Source organism: Allobosea sp. P4_H5 (genome assembly GCF_056400825.1).
In genome coordinates this window covers 13838-34949 of the sequence record NZ_JBFUKM010000007.1, presented here as the reverse complement: position 1 = coordinate 34949, position 21112 = coordinate 13838, and the positions used below count along the sequence as shown (strand labels likewise).

The 21112-nt window shown below is 67.9% G+C and carries 16 protein-coding genes; 5 read left to right on the top strand and 11 right to left on the bottom strand.

What is annotated here, in order from left to right:
* Positions 1-51 precede the first annotated feature (51 nt).
* The gene (gene argE / locus AC1DS0_RS15545) at positions 52-1194 is read left to right on the top strand and encodes an acetylornithine deacetylase (RefSeq protein WP_476815205.1); all 1143 of its coding nucleotides are present in this window, start codon (positions 52-54) and stop codon (positions 1192-1194) included.
* A gap of 3 nt (positions 1195-1197) precedes the next feature.
* On the opposite strand, the gene AC1DS0_RS15540 is transcribed toward argE, so the two are convergent.
* Both AC1DS0_RS15540 and AC1DS0_RS15535 read right to left on the bottom strand, forming a co-directional pair.
* A complete protein-coding gene (locus AC1DS0_RS15540) occupies positions 1198-2520 on the bottom strand; it encodes an NAD(P)/FAD-dependent oxidoreductase (protein ID WP_476815204.1) in 1323 nt (440 codons plus the stop codon).
* Between the two features lie 140 nt (positions 2521-2660).
* Positions 2661-3989 (bottom strand): NAD(P)/FAD-dependent oxidoreductase, encoded by a 1329-nt coding sequence (locus AC1DS0_RS15535; protein WP_152012535.1) that lies wholly within the window; start codon positions 3987-3989, stop codon positions 2661-2663.
* 277 nt (positions 3990-4266) lie between these two features.
* On the opposite strand from AC1DS0_RS15535, the gene AC1DS0_RS15530 reads away from it, so the two are divergent.
* From AC1DS0_RS15530 to AC1DS0_RS15515, 4 genes are read left to right on the top strand one after another with little or no spacing between them, the layout of a single operon-like run.
* Entirely contained in the window at positions 4267-5949 is a 1683-nt protein-coding gene (locus tag AC1DS0_RS15530) for a peptide ABC transporter substrate-binding protein (protein WP_476815203.1), read from the top strand.
* 60 nt (positions 5950-6009) lie between these two features.
* Positions 6010-6966, top strand: coding sequence for an ABC transporter permease (locus AC1DS0_RS15525; RefSeq protein WP_427362469.1), 957 nt, complete (start codon positions 6010-6012; stop codon positions 6964-6966).
* On the top strand, positions 6963-7862 hold the full coding sequence (locus AC1DS0_RS15520; RefSeq protein ID WP_476815202.1) for an ABC transporter permease: 900 nt from the start codon (positions 6963-6965) through the stop codon (positions 7860-7862). The genes AC1DS0_RS15525 and AC1DS0_RS15520 overlap by 4 nt, the downstream gene beginning before the upstream one ends.
* Positions 7859-8572, top strand: a complete 714-nt coding sequence (locus AC1DS0_RS15515) for an MOSC domain-containing protein (protein ID WP_476815201.1) — start codon at positions 7859-7861, stop codon at positions 8570-8572. Before AC1DS0_RS15520 ends, AC1DS0_RS15515 begins: the two co-directional genes overlap by 4 nt.
* 9 nt (positions 8573-8581) lie before the next feature.
* On the opposite strand, the gene AC1DS0_RS15510 is transcribed toward AC1DS0_RS15515, so the two are convergent.
* The 9 genes from AC1DS0_RS15510 to AC1DS0_RS15470 form a co-directional block, all read right to left on the bottom strand.
* A complete protein-coding gene (locus AC1DS0_RS15510) occupies positions 8582-10585 on the bottom strand; it encodes a hydantoinase B/oxoprolinase family protein (protein ID WP_476815200.1) in 2004 nt (667 codons plus the stop codon).
* 2 nt (positions 10586-10587) lie between these two features.
* Positions 10588-12639, bottom strand: coding sequence for a hydantoinase/oxoprolinase family protein (locus AC1DS0_RS15505; RefSeq protein ID WP_476815199.1), 2052 nt, complete (start codon positions 12637-12639; stop codon positions 10588-10590).
* 90 nt (positions 12640-12729) lie between these two features.
* Entirely contained in the window at positions 12730-13638 is a 909-nt protein-coding gene (locus AC1DS0_RS15500) for a LysR family transcriptional regulator (protein ID WP_476815198.1), read from the bottom strand.
* Positions 13639-13756: 118 nt separating this feature from the next.
* Entirely contained in the window at positions 13757-14773 is a 1017-nt protein-coding gene (locus AC1DS0_RS15495; protein ID WP_476815197.1) for an amino acid ABC transporter substrate-binding protein, read from the bottom strand.
* Positions 14774-14999: 226 nt separating this feature from the next.
* Positions 15000-15863 (bottom strand): formyltetrahydrofolate deformylase, encoded by an 864-nt coding sequence (gene purU, locus AC1DS0_RS15490; protein WP_476815196.1) that lies wholly within the window; start codon positions 15861-15863, stop codon positions 15000-15002.
* 86 nt (positions 15864-15949) lie between these two features.
* Entirely contained in the window at positions 15950-16570 is a 621-nt protein-coding gene (locus AC1DS0_RS15485; protein WP_476815195.1) for a sarcosine oxidase subunit gamma, read from the bottom strand.
* Complete coding sequence (locus AC1DS0_RS15480; protein ID WP_476815194.1) at positions 16563-19544, bottom strand: sarcosine oxidase subunit alpha family protein; 2982 nt, start codon at positions 19542-19544, stop codon at positions 16563-16565. The genes AC1DS0_RS15485 and AC1DS0_RS15480 overlap by 8 nt, the downstream gene beginning before the upstream one ends.
* On the bottom strand, positions 19541-19816 hold the full coding sequence (locus tag AC1DS0_RS15475) for a sarcosine oxidase subunit delta (RefSeq protein ID WP_476815193.1): 276 nt from the start codon (positions 19814-19816) through the stop codon (positions 19541-19543). Before AC1DS0_RS15475 ends, AC1DS0_RS15480 begins: the two co-directional genes overlap by 4 nt.
* Before the next feature lie 21 nt (positions 19817-19837).
* Positions 19838-21088 carry a sarcosine oxidase subunit beta family protein gene (locus AC1DS0_RS15470; protein ID WP_476815192.1) on the bottom strand — a complete coding sequence of 417 codons (1251 nt, stop codon included), beginning with the start codon at positions 21086-21088 and terminating at the stop codon, positions 19838-19840.
* Positions 21089-21112 lie beyond the last annotated feature (24 nt).

Sequence of the window (21112 nt, the reverse complement as noted above, 5' to 3'; positions counted from 1 at the left end):
TCTAAGCCGCCTCGCCGAAGTTCGGCTGAACCAACTCTCAAGCGAATCCCCATGACCGTCGAAACTGTTCTCGCCGATCTCGTCGGCTTTCCCTCCGTCTGTCGCACCCCGAACGGGGCGATCATCGAGCACGTCCGCGCCTATCTCGCCGGCCACGGCGTCGACAGCGTGATCGTGCCGGGGCCGGAGGGCGACCGCGCCAACCTGTTCGCGACGATCGGGCCGAAAGTCGAAGGCGGCGTCATCCTCTCGGCCCATCTCGATGTGGTTCCGGCGGCGCCGGAAGGCTGGGTCGGCGATCCCTTCAAGCTGCGGCGCGACGGCGAGCGCCTGATCGGGCGCGGCGCGGTCGACATGAAAGGCTTTGCGGCCTGCGTGCTGGCGAGCGTTCCCGCCCTCGTCGGCAAGAAGCTGGCGCGGCCGGTGCACATCGCGCTGTCCTATGACGAGGAGGTCGGCTGCGTCGGCGTGCGCCATCTGATCGCGCGACTGCCGGAGCTATGTCCGCCTGTGCTCGGCTGCATCGTCGGTGAACCCAGTGGCTTGCGGCCGGTACTGGCCCATAAGGGCAAGATCGCCCAGCGCGTCACGGTCGACGGCAAGGCCGGGCATTCCTCGCGCACCGATCTCGGCGACAACGCGATTCACTACGCCGCCGGCCTCATCGCGGCGATCCATGAGGAGGCGCTCCGCCATGCCGCGCAGGGGCCTTTCGCCGAAGCTTTTGCTCCGCCCTATTCGACGATCCAGGTCGGCGTGATCAGGGGCGGCACCGGGATCAACATCGTGCCGGCGCAATGCGTGTTCGAGGTCGAGGCCCGCGCCATCGCCGGGCAGGAGCCCGCCGCGCTGCTCGGCTTCCTGCCCGGTGTCGCCGAGCGGATTGCGCGCGAGGCTGCCGCGACCGGGCACAAGGTCGCGTTCAGCTTCGAGACCATGAGCGACTATCCGCCGCTCGCCCTCGACGAGAACGATCCGCTGGTCGCCTTCACCGAGGCGGCTTCGGGCCAGAGGCGCCAGGCTGCCGTCAGCTATGGCACCGAGGCCGGGTTGTTCCAGCGCGCCGGCATCGCCGCGATCGTCTGCGGGCCAGGCGATGTCGACCGCGCCCACAAGCCGGAAGAGTACATAACCGATGCCGAGCTCGCCGGAGCGATGGCGATGATCGCTGGTGTCGCCGAGCGGCTCTCCTGAACCTCAGAACTCGCCGATCGCGCCGCGGGAGCCATCGACGAGGCGCGAATGCCTGAATGGGCCGGGGTCGACGATCGGCGTGTCGCCTGTCGCAAGGTCTGCGGCGAGATGGCCGGCGGCGGGGCCGAGGCCGAAGCCGTGGCCGCTGAAGCCGGCCGCCAGCACGAAGCCCGAGAGGCCGGCGACCGGCGAGATCACCGGCACGGCGTCTGGCGTTGAATCGATATAGGCGCCCCAGCTTTCGCGCACGGCGACGGTCTTCAGGGCCGGGAACATGGCGTGAACGCGCTCCAGCAGGGTTGCCATCGCACGCCGGCTGGGTGCCGGATCGAGCACGCGGATCGTCTCGAAGGGCGTGACCTCGTCGAGCTTCCAACTGCCGAAGGCCTCCGGCCCGTTGAAGAAGGAGGAGCCGATGCCGAGCTCGACCGCCTTCAGCCGCTTGATGAACATCGGCAGGAACTCGCGGGCATAGCGCAGGCCTTGTGGCGTGATTTCGAGCGTGCCTTTGCCGCTGATCGCGACCGTGTAGCTGCCGTCGAGCCGGCGGGTCAGCGCGATCTCCGGGGTATAGAACGCATCGAGGAAGTGAGGCGCAACCTCTGTCCGCAGGCTGGTGGCGCGGATGCTCGCCTGCGGGAAGGCGATGCCATGATAGCGGCAGAAGGCCGAGGCCCAGGCGCCGCCGGCGAGGATTACCGCATTGGTGCGGATCGTACCCTTCTCGGTGATGACGCCAGTGACCGCGCCATTGGTGATGTCGAGCCCGCGCGCCGCGCAGCCCTGATGGACACTGGCGCCAAGGCGGCGAGCTCCATCGGCCATCTCCGGCGCTGCGAGCGCCGGCTCGGCCTTGCCGTCGGTGACGGAGTGCAGGCCGCCGAGCCAGTTGCGGCCACTGGCGGCGGTCATCGCCGCGGTCTCTGCTCCGGTCAGCATCGTCGTCTCGACGCCGAACGCCTTGGCGGTCTCGCGCCAGCGCTCCCATTGCGCCAGTTGCGCGGCGTCGTTGGTGGCGTAGACGAGGCCGCAGCGGCGAAAACCGCTGTCGCGGCCGAGCTCCTCGCTCAGTCTCTCCCAGAGCTCCATGGCGCGGATCGCCAGCGGCAATTCGCGGGCGTCGCGGTTCTGCTTGCGGCACCAGCCCCAGTTGCGGCTCGACTGCTCGCCGCCGACGATGCCCTTCTCGACCAGGGCCACCGAGCGGCCGCGCCGCGCCAGATAATAGGCAGCCGCCGCGCCGACGATGCCGCCGCCGATGACGACGACATCCGCGGCGGCGGGCAGCGCCTCGCTGCTGGCGATGCGTTCGATGGTCAGTGGCATGAATAGCTCCGGAGGCGGCCATGCCACGAAGCGGCACGGCCCGGGATGTCCCTGTGCGGCGGGACTATGTGGCTAGAGCCGGATCCGATCAGATTGGATCAATCTGATCGGCAAAAATGGTCTCTAGGGCAGGGCGTCCGTCACATCAGCCCGGGTTCGCCGAGGTCGGTCCCGTCGACGAGGCGGCTGTAGCGATAGGGGGCGGGATCGACGATAGGGGCATCGCCGGCGACGATATCGGCTGCGAGCCGCCCCGCCGCCGGGCCGATGCCGAAGCCATGGCCGCTGAAGCCGGCCGAGACATGCAGGCCCGGCAGCTTGTCGACCGCGGAGATGACCGGCACCCAGTCGGGCGTGAAGTCGATCAGCCCGCCATATTTGTGCTTGATCTCGACAGTGGCGAGCTGGGGAAAGATCTCGCCGAGCCGCTTCTTGGCGAAGGTGATCAGCTCTTCCTGCGCCGGCGGGTCATAGGTCCGCATTTTCTCGAACGGCGAGATCGTATCGTTGCTCCAGCGCATCAGCGCTTCCGGCCCGAAGAAGAAGGACTTGCCGGCCCGGATCGTCAGCAGCTTGTGGCGCTTCTTGAAGGTGCGCCAGAACGGCTGGGCGTTGAGCATGCCGTGCGGCGAGAGTTCGAGCAGGCCGCGCCCGCTGATACCGACGGTGAAGCCGCCATCGACCCGGCGGCGAATGGTGAGATCGGGGGTCGATATGCCACCCGTGGTGATCTCCGGCGCAGGCCCGGTGAAAAACGAGGTCGACTTGATGCCGGCGAGCGGCATGCGGATGCCGTGGTGCCGGGCGAACATCGCCGTCCAGACGCCGCCGGAGAGCAGCACCGTCGACGTCTTGATCGTGCCCTTCTCGGTGACAACGCCGGAGACGCGGCCCGCTGCGGTTTCGAGGCCGCGCGCCGCGCAATCCTGATGGATGGTGACGCCGAGCCGGCGCGCGGCCTCGGCGATCGCGGGAACAGCCATGGCCGGCTCGGCCCGGCCGTCGGTCGGCGAATGCACCCCGCCGACCCACTCGCCCTTGGCATGTGGCGCCATGGCCTTGGCTTCATCGGCGCTCAGCATGCGCGTCTGCATCTGGTATTGCCGGGCCTTCTCGCCCCAGCCCTCCCAGGCGTCGAGATCGGATTGGCGCGTCGTCAGATAGGTCAGGCCGCTGCGGCGGAAGCCGACATCGGCACCGACCTCCTCTGATAGTCCGTTCCACATCTCGACGGCCCGCATCGCCAGCGGCAATTCGCGCAGGTCGCGATTCTGCTGGCGGCACCAGCCCCAGTTCCGGCTCGATTGCTCGCCGGCGAGATAGCCCTTCTCGACGAGGGCGACCGAATGGCCCTTCTTCGCCAGGTGATAGGCGGCGGTGACGCCGGCGATGCCGCCGCCTATGACCACGATGTCGGCCGCGGCGGGCAGGGCTTCGTCGCTGTGGACGCGATTGACCGGTGGCGACATGAGGCATGGTCCTTGGCGGAGGGCGGTCGTGCCGGCGGCGCGGACCGGAAGCGGGAGGCCGATATTCAAGCCCGAACCGCCTGGAACCCTATGCCAAAGGAAGGGTGCGATTCGGCAGATTGTTTTGGTTGCCCCGGCAAAGGACGGTGACCATCGCGCGTCGCCTGCTGCCTATCATGAGGCGGGCCGACAACGGGCGGCTCACGTGGCCGACCGCCAGCAAAGGGCGGCACCGCGCAACGGCCACGCAAGGCCGCCGACAACGAGGGGATCAACGATGAACAAGCCGTCCACGAAGGCGTCCGGCCTTGCTCTGCCTGCCCTGCATCGCCGCGAGGTCCTGGCGCTCGGCGCCGGCGGCATTCTCGCCGCGTCCGGTCTTGGCGCCCGCGCCCAGGGCAAGGCGCCTCCGCCGCCGCCCGCCAAGCCGAGCGGCCAGGTCGTGGTTGGCCTGTCGCAGGAGCCGACCGCCTTCAACCCGCTGATGCCCGGCATCGAGGTCGACGAGACCGTCTGGATGCAGGTCTTCAACACGATGTGGCTGGCCCAGCCCGACGGCTCGCTGGTTCCCGATCTCGCGGCCGAAGTGCCGAGCGAGGCCAATGGCGGCATCTCTGAGGGCGGCCTCGCCTGGAAGGTCAAGCTGCGCGAGGGCATCACCTGGCATGACGGAGCGCCATTCACAGCCGAGGACGTCAAGTACACGCTCGAGCTGATCAACGCGCCGGGCTTCAAGGCGCGCACCCGTGTCGGCCATTCGCTGGTCAAGGACATCAAGGTCGCCGGTCCGCTGGAGATCTCCTGGCGCATGGAGAAGGCCTATGCGCCTTATCTCGCGCTGCTCTCCAACACCTTCATCGTGCCCAAGCACCTGCTGGAGAAGGCAGCCGATCCGAACACGGCGCCCTTCAACGGCGCGCCGGTCGGCACTGGCCCGTTCAAATGGGGCACGCGCACGCCGGGCGACAACATCCAGCTGGTCGCCAATGAGAAGTATCACGGCAAGGGGCCGTATCTGGAAAAGGCGGTGCTGAAATACGTGCCGGACCAGACCGCGCTCTATGCCCAGTTCCGCACCGGCCAGGTCGACCTGATCATCGGCACGGGCATCCCGGCCAATTTCTACGCCGAGGCGGTCAAGCTGCCTGGCCGCAAGGTGGTGAAGATCCCGAGCGCCTCGCTCGAGGTGCTGATGCCGAACCTTGAGCATCCCGCTTTGGCCGACAAGGCGGTGCGCAAGGCGCTCTATGCCTCGATCAACAAGCAGGCGATCATCGACATCGTCTTCTACGGCCTGCACATCCCGACCGAATCCTTCATGCCGCAGGAATCCTGGGCCTATGACCCGAACCTGCCGAAGCAGGTCTACGATCCCGCGCTCGCCGGCAAGATCCTCGACGATGCCGGCTGGAAGCGTTCCGGCTCCGGCGTGCGCATGAAGAACGGCGTGCCGCTGGAGTTCGCGGTCTCGACCACGACGGGCGCGGCGCTACGCGAGCAGTGCCAGCAATTGATGCAGCAGGACTGGCAGCAGATCGGCATCAAGATGGCGATCAACAACATGCCCGCCGCCGTGATCTGGGGCGACTTCTACACCCGCTCGAAGTTCCAGTCGCTGCTGGTCGGCACCGCCTTCCGCACGGTGATCGACCCCGATCCGGCGCATCGCTTCGGCTCGGACGCGATCCCGGCCAAGAGCGGCAACGGCGCCAACCAGATGCAGTGGCAGAACGCCGAGGCCGACGCGCTGATGAAGCAGGGCCAGGAGACCTTCGACGCGGCCAAGCGCAAGGAGATCTACCAGAAGCTGCAGGTGCTGGTGCGCGAGGAACTGCCGATCCTGCCGATCTACCAGTACGCGCCGGTCGAGGGCTACAAGGAGGGGTTGATCGGCTACCAGCCCAACATCAACGCCAGGCAGAACACCTGGAACATGGGCCAGTGGTACTGGGCCAAGTGACGTGGTGCGCGCTGTGAACTGCGCCGGCGTCACGCCGGCGCTAGCCGGGGGGAGGGCGCCATGATCGCCTTTCTCCTGCGCCGGCTCGGGCAGTCGCTGCTCTTGCTGCTGATCGTCTCGGTGATCGGCTTCGCCATCCTGCATCTGGCGCCGGGCGGGCCGATGTCGCAGTTCGCCGCTGGTGGCGACATGACCCAGGCCGACCTCGACCGCATCGCCGAGCAGCTCGGCCTCAACCGGCCGCTGCCGGTGCAATATGTCGAATGGCTCTGGCGCATGCTCTCGGGCGACTGGGGTGTGTCCTATCGCGATCAGCAGCCGGTGCTGCACATCATCGCCTCGCATCTCGGGGCGACGCTGGAGCTGATGCTGACCTCGACGCTGCTCGCCATGGTGATCGGCGCCTGGGTCGGCATCCTCGGCGCGATCCGGCGCTATTCGCTGTTCGACTCGCTGGCCACGATCGGCGCGATGATTGCGCTCTCGATCCCGACCTTCTGGTTCGGCCTCGTCATCATCTACGTCTTCTCGGTCGGGCTCGGCTGGCTGCCCGCCGGCAACCGCTACACCATGGGCGACGGCTCGTTCCTCAACCAGGTGCATCACCTGATCGGGCCCTGCATCGTGCTGGCGCTGGTCTCGACCGCGGTCTGGAGCCGCTACATGCGCTCGTCGATGCTTGAGGTGGTCAACCAGGACTATATCCGCACCGCTCGCGCCAAGGGTGTGCCGGAGCGGCAGATCCTGATGCGCCATGCCCTGCGCAACGCGCTGCTGCCGATGATCACCATCACCGGCCTGCATGTGCCGACGCTGCTCTCGGGCGCGCTGGTGACCGAGACGGTCTTCACCTGGCCGGGCATGGGCCGGCTCTTCCTCGATTCGATCAGCTATCGCGATTACCCCGTGGTGATGGGCATCCTGATGTTCACCGCCGTGCTCGTGCTGCTGGGATCCCTGCTCGCCGATCTGCTCTACGGCGTCGCCGATCCGCGCATCTCGAGGAGCGGGCGATGAGCGGCGTGCCCTTCACCAGCACCGCCGAGCCGGCGCTGCCGCCGGCGCCCGGCTTCTGGAACAGCCCGGGCCTGCGCCGCTTCCGGCGCCACAAGCTCGCGGTTTTCGGAGCGGCGACGATCGTCTTCCTGACGCTCGCCTGTATCGTCGGCCCCTGGCTGCTGCCCTATACCGACACCTTCATCGACATCCGCAACCGCTTCGCGCCGCCGTTCTCGGGCCCGCATGTGCTCGGCACCGACCCGCTCGGGCGCGACATCCTCGCGCGCCTCTTGATGGCCGGGCGGATCTCGCTGGCGGTCGGCTTCTCGGCCATGGCGATCGCGATGGCGATCGGCATCGTCGTCGGCATGGTCGCGGGCTTCTATGAGGGCGCGCTGGGCGCTGCGCTGATGCGCTTCGTCGATGCGATGCTGTGCTTCCCTTCGATCTTCCTGTTGCTGGCGATCTCGGCGCTGATCTCGCCTTCGGTGCCGTCGATCATCCTCTTGATCGCGATGACCTCCTGGATGGAGGTCGCCCGCGTGGTCGAGGCGCAGATCCGCTCGCTGAAGACGCGCGAATTCGCGCAGGCTGCCGTCTCCTTCGGCGCGAGCAACCGGCGCATCATGATCCGCGAGCTCCTGCCGAACGCGATCGCGCCGATCGTCGTCGCGGCGACGCTCAACGTCGCCCATGCGATTCTGGCGGAGAGCTACATCTCCTTCCTCGGCTTCGGCATCCAGCCGCCGACGCCGAGCTGGGGCAACATGCTCGAAAGCGCGCAGAGCTATCTCACCAGCGCACCCTGGCTCGCCATCATTCCGGGCGCCGCGATCACGCTCGCGGTGACCAGCTTCAACTTCATCGGCGACGGGCTGCGCGACGCGCTCGACCCGCGCATGGAGGGCCAGTGACGGGAAAGGTTGCCGAACTCTGGCGCTATCCCGTCAGCTCGATGGCCGGCGAGCGGTTGGACCAGCTCCACGTCCACGCCGCCGGCGTCGCGGGTGACCGGATCTGGGGGCTGCTCGACGCCGCCACCGGCCGCATCGCCTCGCCCGGCCGCGAGAAGCACTTCGTCGGCGTGCCGCGCGCTCATGCCAAAGCCGTGCAGGAGGGCGTCGCCCTGTCGCTCGATGGCGAGCGCTGGGCGGGGCCGCAGGATGCGGAGCTGCTGGAAGGCCTGTCGCAGGCCTTCGGCTTCATGCCGGTGCTGAAGCCGTTCGACGCTGTCGGTTCGGGTGGCTTCCGGCCGCGTTACGAGCATGCGCCGATCCATCTCGTCACCAGCGCTGCGATCCGCAGCCTCGAACGGGAGCTGCCCGGCAGCGTGATCGATGCGCGCCGTTTCCGGCCCAACATCCTCGTCGATTGGCCCGATGGAACGGAGGCCATACCCGAGCATGGCTGGATCGGTTGCGAGATCAGGATCGGGGAGGTGGTGCTGCGCGGACGCGAGCCCTGCGGCCGCTGCGGCTTCATCACGATCGCGCAGGAGGGCCTGCCTCAGGACGTCGAAATCCTGCGGACGGTGGTCAAGCGCCATGAGCGCAATTTCGGGATCTACTGCGACGTGGTGACGCCGGGCGAGATCGCGGCGGGCGCGACCGTCGCTGTCGGCTGAAGCCGGCGGCTATTCGGCCGCCTGGGCGATCTCGGGCGCGTCCTCTCCGACCTCCGGAATTTGCGGATAGTCCTGCCGAACAACTGCGAAGGCCGCGGCCAGGTCGAGCTTGCCGGGCGCATTGCGCATCGCGGCGAAGAGTTTGGTCTTGGTGAAGAAGCGCCAATGGACCGGCAAACCGGCCAGCAGCTGCGTCAGTGCCGCATAATTCTCCGCCGTCCAGATTCGCTCGAACGTGTCCCGCTCCGGGCCGAAATGGAAATGCGTCCTGTGAGCGCGCGTCTCGAGCTCCGCCCGCAGCACGGCCGTCGCTTCCAGATCGACGGCGCCCCCTTCGATCACCACGCCGTAGAGCTCGCGTGCCGCGTCCAGGCTGACATAGCCGCGCTCGACATCGAGCAGCACACGCTCCGGCTCGCGCTCCAGCGGCGAGCCGCGCCCGCCGCCGCCCGGCGAGTGGATGTGGATCACATCGCCCGGCTCGGCGATGGCGATGTCGGTATTGCCGAGGATGCGCTCATTGGGACGGCCGGGGTTGATGATGAAGTTCGAGGTCTCGGCGGAGAGGCCGCCGAGCGTGCCCCAGGGCCGGAAATGCGAGCGGTCGCGGTTGCGCACGGTGATGCGCGAGTTCGGCGAGAACACCTTGAACTCCATCACCGTGGCGAGCCCGCCGCGCCAGCGCCCGGCGCCGCCTGAATCCGGCTGCAGCCCGTAGCGCATGAAGCGGATCGGCACCTCGGTCTCGGTGATCTCGATCGGCGTGTTCTTGAGATAGGCGGCGTCGGCGCCCGAGCCGTTCGGCCCGTCGCGATGTGGCATGCCGCCGCCGCCGCCGACCACCGGGTTGATCGCCGCGATGACGCTGCGATGCGTCTTCTCGTCGGTGGTCATCACGTTGACGATCGAGCTCGAGCCTGCCGGTGCCGCCGGCAGGCGCTCGGGTGCCGCGAGGCTGAAGGCGCCGAAGATCAGGCTGCGCAGGCGTGCGCAGGTCAGGCTGCGCATGCCGACCGCCGCCGGGAAGGACGGGTTCAACACCGTCCCTTCCGGCGCGATGCAGGTGAAGGGCCGGGTCAGGCCGGAATTGAGCAGGAGCTGCGGGTTCAACGTGTAGAGCACATAGTAGACGCCAACGAGCAGCAGCGTATGGCGCGGGTCGGAACCGGTCGGCACGTTGAGCGAGGAGCCGAGCTGCGGGTCCGATCCCGTGAAGTCGAGGATCGCCTCGTCGCCCTTGATGGTGAGCGTCAGCGCCAGCCGGCAAGGATTGCCGTCGACACCGTCCTCGTCGGCATAGTCCGAGAAGAAGTATTCGCCATCGGGGATCGAGCGCAGGATCTCGCGAGCCTGATGCTCGGCATAGTCCATCAGCCCGTCGAGGCCGTCCATGAAGCCCTTGGCGCCGAACTTGGCGACCATCGCCTGGATCTTGCGCTCGCCGGTGTTGAGCGCGCCGGCCAGCGCCTTGAGGTCGCCCATGTTGAGCGCCGGCTTGCGCACATTCATCATCATGATGCGCAGCACGGTCTGGTCGAAGGCGCCGTCGCGCATCAGCGTCATCGGCGGAAAGCGGATGCCCTCCTGATGGATCTCGGTGAGTGAGCGCGACAGGCTGGCCGGCACCGCCCCGCCCATGTCGGTGTTGTGGACATGGCCGCCGACGAAGCAGACGATCTCGCCCTCGTGGAAGATCGGCTTCCACAGATGCGTGTCGGGCGCGTGGGTGGCGAGGTAGCCGCTATAGGGGTCGTTGGTGAAGGCGATGTCGCCGGGGCGGTACTCCGGTAGCATCTCGATGGCGCGGTTGTAGTTCATGCCCGGATACCAGGTCGCGCCGAGATCCATCGGCACGGCGACGACGCGCCCGGTGCGGTCCATCACCATCACCGTGAAGTCCTCCGTCTCCTTGACGAAGGTGGAATGCGCCGTGCGGTAGAGCGTGTAGGCCATGTTCTCGGCCGCGGCCCGGCAATGATTGGCCAGGACCTGCAAGGTGACCTTGTCGACCATGATCAGGCTCCCTCGCGCAGGATGAGATGCAGGTTGAGGAAGGCGTCGACCTTCGCCTCGAAACCGGCGGGTATGCAGATGGTGGTGTCTTCCTGCGCGACCACGGCCGGGCCGGAGAAGTATTGGCCGCAGCGCAGCGCCTCGCGATGGAAGAGCGCGACCTCGCGCTCGGCGCCATCGAGCCAGACCGTGATGGAGCGCGCCGGGATTGCCGCCTCGTCGACCGCTTCGCTCGCCGGGGCGAGCTCGGGCCTCGGCGTCGCGCCGGTGACGACAAGGCGGAGGTTGACGATCTGGACCTCGGCCGCCTCGTCGTTGAAGTCGTAGATGGCAAGATGCTGGCGGTGGAAGGCGGCGCGGATCGCGGCGAGATCGCCCTCGACCAGCCAGCTCTCGGAGAGCGGCACCTCGATCTCGAAGGACTGGCCGTGATAGCGCATATCGGCGCTCAGGCTTTCGACGACCGGCCCGGTGAAGCGCTGGTCGTCGCGGATCCAGGCGAGGCCGTCGCGCTTGAGCTGCGCCAGCGCCTCACGCAGCTGCGGCAATGAGGCCGGCTCTGCCGCTGCGAAGACGCTCTGGATGAAGTCGCCCTTCAGATCGGCGATCAGCCCGCCCAGTGCGCTGACGACGCCGGGGCGGCGCGGCACCAGCACGCGAGGTATGCCGAGCTCGCGCGCCAGGAAGCAGCCGAGCATCGGTCCGGCGCCGCCGAAGGGCATCAGGGCGAAGTCGCGCAGGTCGACACCATAGCGCGCGACGAGCTTGTTGACCTCGACGAACATCTCGGAGACGGCGATGGCGATGATCGCCTCGGCTGTCGCCTCGGCGCTGCGGCCGAGCATTGCGGCGACCTCGCCAACCACTTTCTGCGCCAGGTCGCGGCGCATGCCGATCTGGTCATAGGCGAGGGCGGTGTGGCCGAGGAAGCCGCAGGTCGCCATCGCATCGGTGACGGTGGCGCGGGCGCCGCCGCGGCCATAGCAGGCGGGGCCGGGCGTCGAGCCGGCGCTTTCGGGGCCGACCTTGAGTACGCCGAAGGCGTCGGCCCAGGCGATCGAGCCGCCGCCGGCGCCGATCGAGGTGACCGAGACGCTTGGCACATAGAGGGGGAAGTCGCCGACGACCTCGCCGGTACCGAATTGCGGCTGGCCCTCGATGATCAAGGCGAGGTCGGCGCTGGTGCCGCCGATGTCGAGGGTGAGGATGTTCTTCACGCCGGCCTGCTCGGCGAGATAGGCCGCGCCGATCACGCCGGAGGCCGTGCCCGAAAGCAGCATGTTGACGCAGGCGCGCTTGCCGGTCGCGGCGTTCATTACCCCGCCATTCGACTTGGTCAGCATCGGGCCGGCGGGCACGCCGCGGGAGGAAAGCGCCTCCTCGAGGGCTTCGAGATAGCCGCAGACGCGTGGATGGACATAGCCGTTCAGGATCGCGGTCGTGGTGCGCTCATATTCGCGGATGACCGGCCAGACCTCGCTGGTGCTGAAGACGAAGAGCTCCGGCGCGAGCTCGACGATCAGCGCCCGCGCCTCTGCCTCATGAGCCGGATTGCGGTAGGCGTGCAGGAAGGAGACGATCACGCCGTCGACGCTGCGCGCCTTGAGCTTCGCAACTGCATCCGCGAGCGCCTCGCGGTCGAGCGGTTCGGCGATGTTGCCATCGGAAAGGATACGCCCGCCGACGCCGAAGACGCGATCGCGCGGGATGAGCTGCTCCGGGCGGGCGCAGAACAGCGAGTACATGTCGGGCATGCGCAGGCGCGCCAGCTCGATCACGTCCTCGAAGCCGGCGGTGGTGATCAGGCCGAGACGGCTGCCCTTGCGCTGGATGATGGTGTTGATGCCGACCGTGGTGCCGTGGACGAAGGAGACGATCTCCTCCGGTGGGACCGCATGGCGCTCGTTCAGCAGGTCGAGCCCGGCGAGGAGTTCGCGGCCCGGGGCGTCAGGTGTCGTCAAAACCTTGATGGTCTCGACGCGGCCGCTGCCGGTTTCCAGCGCGCAGAAGTCGATGAAGGTGCCGCCGATGTCGACGCCGATACGCCAGCTCATGATGGGCCCGTTCCACAAAAGACGGACCAGTCTTGGAGAGGGTGCCGCGCAGGGTCCAACACCAAAACGGCAGTGCCGGATAAGTCGCCCTTATGCCTCGGGCGCAGGCTGGTCGAGATCGAGCTGCTGGCAGGCCGTGCGGATGTGATTGCGCAGGAGTTCATGGCTGCGCGAGAGCGGCCGGCGCGTGCTGGTCAGCAGGCAGAGCGGCAGCGCGACATGCGGCCGGAACGGGCGCGTCACCAGGCCGGGGAAATTGTGCCAGGGCAGGAGGCCATCGACGACGGCGATGCCGAGGCCCTGCTGTACGAAGGCGAGCGCGATGATCGAGACGTCGATCTCCATCTCCGGCCGGAAGGGCAGGCCTTGCTTGGCCAGTGCGTCGCGCAGCAATTGCCCGGGCAGCGATTCGGCGCGGTAGGAGATCAGCGTCTCACCATCGAGATCCTCGGCACCGACGGAGTCGCGCTCGGCCAGCGGATGGCCGGCGGGCAGCACGCAGACCACACGGGTGTAGCCGACCACCTCGGTCTCGATGAAGGGCGTCGGCTGGTCCATCATGGCGATGCCGAGCCCGGCCTGGTCGCGGTCGAGCATGGTCAGGATGACCTCGGCCGGCACGACATAGGAGCGCACGCGCGTGTTCGGATGCGCCGCACGAAAGTGCCGCAGCGCCTCCGGGACGAAGGAGAGGGATGGCGGGGCCGAGGCGGCGAGGCGCACGAGGCCCGCCTTGCCATGGCGCAGGTCGCGCGTGCGCCGCCTGAGCATTTCGAGATCGCCGAACAGGCGCTCCACCTCGGGGTAGATCTCCTCCGCCTCGGGCGTCGGGATCAGCCGGCCCTTGACGCGCAGAAACAGCTTGAAGCCGAGTTCGTCCTCGGTGTGCAGCAGGATCTGGCTGAGCGCCGGCTGCGAGACGGCGAGCGCCTCGGCGGCGCCGGTCAGCGTGCCGCAGCGCATGACCATGCGAAAGACTTCGATCTGGCGGGCACGCATCGCCTGATCCTAGAAGCTGCCGCGGCGACTGTCAGCCATGGCAGGGGCAGCGTGGAACGGAGCGCCGGGTGATATGCCACGGCGCTCCCCTGGTGCGATCCCGGTCGAGAACAATCCCTCAGCGGATCGGCGGGGCGTATTGCAGGCCGCCCTTGCTCCAGAGGTCGTTCTTGCCGCGGGCGATCTTGAGGATGGAGCCTGCTCCGACGCTGCGCTCGAAGGCCTCGCCGTAATTGCCGACCTGCTTGACGATCCGGTAGGCCCAGTCGGGCGTGAGGCCGATCGCCTCGCCGAACTTGCCGTCCTTGCCGAGGAGCCGCCGGATCTCGGGATTGGTCGAGTTCAGCTGCTGGTCGACAGTGGCCTGGGTCACGCCGAGCTCTTCGGCGTTCAGCATGGCGAAATGCACCCATTTCACCAGGTTGAACCAGTCGTGGTCGGCGCTGCGCACCACCGGCCCGAGCGGCTCCTTCGAGATCAGCTCGGGCAGGACGATCGCATCGTCCGGCTTCACCAGCTTGAGCTTGAGCGCGTAGAGCGCCGAGGAATCGTCGGTGAGGGCGTCGCAGCGTCCGGATTCGAAGGCCTTGATCGCCTCGTCGCCCTTGTCGAAGGTGACGGGCTCGTACTTGATGTTGTTCTGGCGGAAATAGTCGGCGACGTTGAGCTCGGTCGTCGTGCCCTGCTGCAGGCAGATCGAGGCGCCGTTGAGCTTGAGCGCGGAGTCGACGCCGAGCTTCTTCTGAACCAGGAAGGCTTGGCCGTCATAGTAATTGACGCCGGCGAAGGCCAGGCCGAGCGAGGTGTCGCGCGCCATCGTCCAGGTGCTGGTGCGCGACAAGAGATCGACCTCGCCCGACTGGAGCGCCGTGAAGCGGTCCTTGGACGAGAGCGGCGTGAACTTGACCTTCTTGGGGTCGTTGAAGACGGCGGCCGAGATGGCGCGGCAGAGGTCGACGTCGAGGCCGTGCCATTCGCCCTTCTCGTCCGGCAGGCCGAAGCCGGCGAGTCCTGGACTGACGCCGCAGATCAGTTCGCCGCGGCTCTTGACGATGGACAGGGTGGATTTCTGGGCCTGGGCCTGCGCGAGTGTCGCTGAGGCGCAGAGGAGGGCAGCGGCGAGTAGGCGCTTCATGGCGTTCCCCTTGTTTGCGGCGACGATGTCTGCCGCCGCCAATTTGCCGCCTCTCTGCAAGAACGATCTGCCGTTCTATGTGTTCGCACCCGCACAAACCGCCATGATGCAGTGCCCGCTCGGCAGGCTATCGGGCGTGCGCGGGTGCTGCACTCGTCGCCTGCGTTGTGCGAGTGCGGGCCGGAGCTGGCGCACAGCGAAGCCCCGGCCGCACCGACGCTTCACATCAATCCGTGAAGACGACGGCCTTCTTGCCGTTGAGCAGCACGCGATCCTCCAGATGATAGCGCACCGCGCGGGCCAGCACGCGCCGCTCGATGTCGCGGCCCTTGCGGACGAGATCGTCGGGCGTGTCGCGATGGCTGATGCGCTCGACGTCCTGCTCGATGATCGGCCCTTCGTCGAGATCGGAGGTGACGTAGTGCGCGGTCGCGCCGATCAGCTTCACGCCGCGCTCATGCGCCTGATGATAGGGCTTGGCGCCTTTGAAGCCGGGCAAGAAGGAGTGGTGGATGTTGATACAGCGACCCACCAGCTTGGCCGACAGCCCGTCGGACAAGACCTGCATATAGCGGGCGAGCACGACGAGATCGCTCCCGGTATCCTGGATCAGGCGCCAGAGTTCGGCCTCCTGCTCCATCTTGCTCTGCCGGTTGACCGGCATGTGATGGAAGGGCAGGTCGCCGAGATCGGTCGAGGCGATGTGCTCGCGGGCATGGTTCGAGACGATCGCGGTGATCGCCATCGGCAATTCGCCGATGCGCCAGCGATAGATCAGGTCGGCCAGGCAATGGTCGAATTTCGAGACCAGCAGCAGCACGCGCTTGCGGGCGGCGGCATCGCGCAGCGACACGCTCATCTTGAAGCGCGCCGCCAGCTCGTCGACGAGGGCTCGGATGTCGGCGGCGCTGCGGGCGCCCTCCAGCCGGTCGAATACGACCCGCATGAAGAAGCGGCCGGTTTCGAGGTCGTCGAACTGCTGGGCGTCGCGGATGTTGCAGCCGGCCTCGGCCAGCAGCGTCGAGACGGCGGCGACGATGCCCGGCCGGTCGGGGCAGGACAGAGCGAGGATCATTGGAGAATCGGACATGTGACGGATCGGCCCGCTCGCGCGGGTCCCTGAACAATGAGGATCGGGAAAGGTCGAAGGAAGGGACGGCGCGCGGCGCGCTGCCGTCAACCTCGGCCGGTGGCGACCCGGCAGCCGAATTCGGCCGCGGAGGCGGCGAACCAGGACCAGAAGCTTCCCACCATGCTGCGTGCGACCATGATCTCGAACACGGATCCATCCGGCCCATCGGCGAGCCGCCAGAGATGGACACCGATATGGGCGATGCTTGTCAAGGCGGTCTCGCCGACCGCGAAGGCGGCGGGATGCAGATCGAGCATCACGCCCTTGGCCAGAACGTCACGCACATGCGGGCCGGAAAGCCGCAGGGCAGCGCGCGCATCGCTCTGATCGCTGACGGAACCTCGAGCCGACAGCGCACCCAGAAGATCGCCGAAACCGTCGCGCGTGCCGGCGCGCAGCAGCCACTGATCGGGGCCGGACCAGATCGCGTCATGCGAGGCATTCGAGACGATCCTCGGTGTCGCCGGCAGGGCGATGCCCAGCCGCCCTTCGATGGCCTGCGACAACGCCGTTGCTCCGCCAGGCGCAGCGATCAGCGTCGCCAACCCGAAGCCGTCGAGCAAGTTCGCGGTGACGCCGGCCGGCCCGATTGTGCCGATCTGCCCGGTCTGCGCGATGCCGGCCCAGGCGCCGCGCGGCGCCCAGGAGCTTGCTGTCTCAGCCATGGAGGTGGGCTCCTTCGGGATCGACGAAGACCGGCGAGCAGATCTCGACGACGACGTCGCCATTGCGCACCGGGTCATAGGCGCGCACGCGCTCGCCGATACGGAGGCTGCCGCCCCTGATCAGGCCGAGCCCCATCCAGTGGTTGAGGTGAGGGGAGTAGGCGACAGAGGTCATGTAGCCCTCGTCATTCTCCATCGCCGCCGTCTTACCGATGCCGATGAAATGCGCGCCGGCGCGCAGGCGCTGGCCGGGATCTACCGGCTTGAAGCCGACGAAGGACGGCCGGTCCTGCTCGACCAAGGCCTGCCGGCCCGCCATCAGGCGCCCGACGAAATCCTTCTTCGACGACATCATCTTGCCGAGGCCGAGATCGCGCGCCGTGGTCTGGCCGTTGAGCTCGTTGCCGGCGACATGGCCCTTCTCGATGCGCATCACGCCGAGCGCCTCGGTGCCATAGGGCGTGATGCCAAAGGGCGCGCCCGCCTGCATCAGCGCCCGCACCATCGCATCGCCATAGTCGGCGGGAACGCTGAGCTCATAGGCAAGCTCGCCCGAGAATGAGATGCGGAAGAGCCGCGCCGGGATGCCACCGCCGACCGTGACGGCGCGCGCCGCGAGATAAGGAAAAGCCTCGTTCGAGATGTCATGCGAGGAGTCGACGACGCCGCGCAAGGTCTCACGCGCCTTCGGCCCGGCGATCGCAACCTGCGCCCACTGCTCGGAGACCGAGACCATGCGGACATCGAGTTCCGGCCACAGCACCTGATGGCAGAATTCGAGATGCTGCATCACCTTGCCGGCATTGGCGGTGGTGGTCGTCATCAGGAAATGCGTCTCGCCGAGACGCGAGGTGGTGCCGTCGTCCATGACGAAGCCGTCCTCGCGCAGCATCAGCCCATAGCGTGCCTTGCCGACCGGGAGCGCCTTCCAGCCATTGATGTAGACCCGCTCCAGGAACTCGGCGGCGTCGGTTCCCTGAATGTCGATCTTGCCAAGCGTCGAGACATCGCAGAGGCCGACGCCAGCGCGCACCGCCTTGACCTCGCGGTTGACCGTTGTCAGCCAGTCGGCTTCGCCGGGACGCGGATAGTACTGCGCCCGCAGCCAAGATCCGCTCTCGACGAAGACGGCGCCCTGTTCCTTCGACCAGTCATGTGTCGGCGCGAGCCGGACCGGCCTGAAGTCCTTGCCGCGGTGATGGCCGGCGAGCGCGCCGATCGCGACCGGCGTATAGGGCGGCCGGAAGGTGGTGGTGCCGGTCTGCGGGATCGTCCGGCCGATCTGCTCGGCCATGATGGCGAGGCCGGAGAGATTCGAGGTCTTGCCCTGATCGGTCGCCATGCCGAGCGTGGTGTAGCGCTTGAGATGCTCCACCGGCCGGAAGCCCTCGCGCGCGGCGAGCTCCACATCCTTGTCGGTGACGTCGTTCTGGTAGTCGACGAAGGCTTTTCCCTTGCCGCTCGCAACTCGCCAGATCGGAGTAAGCCCGTTCGTTTCGGGATCGGTCGTCGGGGTGGGCTCAGCCGGCCTGGCGGTGAGGCCTATTTCGACGGCCGCCTCGCGTCCGAGCCTCGCGCCGTCTTCCAGCGCCTGCGCCAGCGTGAAGCGCCCGGCGGCGCTGCCGGCGACCGCAAGACCGGCCGGCTCGGTGCCCGGCACGAAGCATTGCAGGCCATCGTCCCAGACCGGCTTGCCGTTCTGGTGCGAGGTCAGGTGCAGCGTCGGGTTCCAGCCGTTGGAGACGGCGAGCAGGTCGCAGGAAAGTTCGCTCACCGCACCCGAGGCGTCGCGGATGGTGACGCCGCTGAGCTGCCGCCCGCCGCGCGCGCCCATGACGGCGCCGCCGGCGAAGAGCCGGGCACCGAGCTTGTCTGCCAGCGCCTTGCGCGCCGGATCGGTGGGGCGGGAATCGACGATCGCGGCGACCTTGCCGCCGGCCGCGGCGATGTCGCGGGCCGTCGCCCAACCGTCGTCGCCGGCGGTGAACAGCACGGTTTCGCGGCCGGGCAGCACGCCATGGCGATTGACGTAAGCACGCACCGCGCCAGCCAGCATCACCCCCGGCCGGTCATTGCCCGCAAACACGATCGGCCGCTCCAGCGCGCCGGCGGCGAGGATCGCCCGCTTGGCATGGATGCGCCAGCCGCGCTGGCGCGGCTGATGCGCCGGCGGTTCCGGCAGATGATCGGCGACCTTCTCGACGGCGCCATAGATGCCGTGGTCGTAGAGGCCGAAGACGGTGGTGCGCGGCATGATCCGCACCTCCGGCAGGCTTTCGAGCTCGGCCAGCGTTGCGGCGAGCCATTCGGAAGCCGGCTTGCCGCCGATCTCGCGCTTCTCGGCCAGAAGCCGCCCGCCAAGCCGAAAATCCTCGTCGCACAGGATGACGCGGGCGCCGCTGCGCCCGGCTGCCAAAGCTGCGGCGAGGCCGGCCGGCCCGCCGCCGATCACCAGGAGGTCGCAGAAGGCGAAGGCCTTCTCATAGTGATCCGGGTCTTCGGCTCCAGCGGCACGGCCGAGGCCGGCGGCGCGGCGGATCAGCGGCTCGTAGAGCTTCTCCCAGAAGGAGGCTGGCCACATGAAGGTCTTGTAGTAGAAGCCGGCGACCAGGGCCGGCGAGACCAGCCCGTTGATCGAGAGCAGGTCGAAGGCGAGCGAGGGCCAGCGGTTCTGGCTCGCTGCGTCCAGCCCGGCGAACAATTCGACCACCGTCGCGCGGGTGTTGGGCTCGCGACGCGCGCCGGAGCGCAGTTCGACCAGCGCATTCGGCTCCTCCGGCCCGGCCGAGAGGATGCCGCGCGGGCGGTGATACTTGAAGGAGCGGCCGACCAGGCGCACGCCATTGGCGAGCAGCGCAGAAGCCAGCGTGTCGCCGGCATAGCCGCGATAGGACGTGCCGTCGAAGCTGAAATCCAGCTGGTGGCCGCGATCGATCAGGCCGCCGGAAGCGAGGCGGAAAGGCTGGGTGCTCATGCCGCGGCTCCCGCCTTGCGCGCCTTCGCGGGTTCGACCGCAGTGATCGCATGGGTGCGGGTGTCGCGGGTCACCACCAGCCAGGCATGGCAGCCTGCGCCGTGATACCAGAGCTCGCGATGGACGCCGGCCGGGTTGTCGCGCTGGTAGACATAATCAGCCATCGCGGCCTCGCTCGCCGCCATGCCTTCGGGCCGCTTCAGATCAGCGGCGCCGAGATAGCTGAATTCCTGGGCGTCGCGCGCGCCGCAATGGGGACAGGTGATGCGCATGGGGTCCTCGGCGACGCGCGGTCAGTGCAGGTTCGGCTGGGCGCCGGCGCCCTTTTCGTCGATCACGCGCCCGGTGGCGAAGCGGTCGAGCCGGTAGGCGGTGGCGACCGGATGCGGCTGGCCGGTCGCGATCAGATGGGCGAAGCAGAAGCCCGAGGCCGGCGTCGCCTTGAAGCCGCCATAGCACCAGCCGGCATTGAGATAGAGCCCGTCGACCGGCGTCGTATCGATGATCGGCGAGCCGTCCATCGACATGTCCATCACCCCGCCCCAATGGCGCAGCATCCGCACGCGGCCGAGCCCCGGCCAGAGCGCCATGGCGGATTCCATCACGTCCTCGATCACCGGCAGGTTGCCGCGCTGGGCGTAGGAATTGTAGCCGTCGATGTCGCCGCCGAAGACGAGGCCGCCCTTGTCGGACTGGCTGATGTAGAAATGCCCGGCGCCGTAGGTGACGACGCCGTCGATCAGTGGCTTCAAGCCTTCCGAGACGAAGGCCTGCAGGACATGGGTCTCGATCGGCAGGCGCATCCCCGCCATCGCCGCGACGCGCGAGGAGTTGCCGGCGACGGCCATGGCGATCTTTTTCGCCCGGATCGGCCCGCGCGAGGTCTCGACGCCGATCGCGCGCCCGCCTGACATGGTGATGCCGGTGACCTCGCAGTTCTGGAGCATGTCGACGCCGCGGCTGTCGGCGGCGCGCGCGAAGCCCCAGGCGACGGCGTCGTGCCGGGCCGAGCCGCCGCGCCGCTGCAGCAGACCGCCCTGGATCGGGAACCGCGCATTGTCGAAATCGAGATAGGGCAGCATCGCCCGGACCTGCTCGGTGCCAAGCAGTTCGGCATCGACCCCGGCGAGCCGCATCGCGTTGCCGCGCCTCGCGAAGGCGTCGCGCTGCGCGTCGGAATGGTAGAGGTTCAGCACGCCGCGCTGGCTGACCATGGCATTGTAGTTCAGATCCTGCTCCAGCCCCTCCCAGAGCTTCATCGAGAGCTCGTAGAACGGGGTGTTGCCCGGCAGCAGGTAGTTCGAGCGGATGATCGTGGTGTTGCGGCCGACATTGCCGGAGCCGAGATAGCCCTTCTCCAGCACCGCGACATTGCTGATGCCGTGCCGGCTGGCGAGGTAATGCGCCGTCGCCAGGCCATGGCCACCGCCGCCGATGATGATGACGTCGTATTCGGGCTTCGGCGCGGGATCGCGCCAGGCCGGAGTCCAGCCCTTGTGGCCCTGAAGGGTCTGCGACAGCAGCGAGAAGATGGAATAGCGCATCGACGGGTCCGGGCGGTCTTGTCA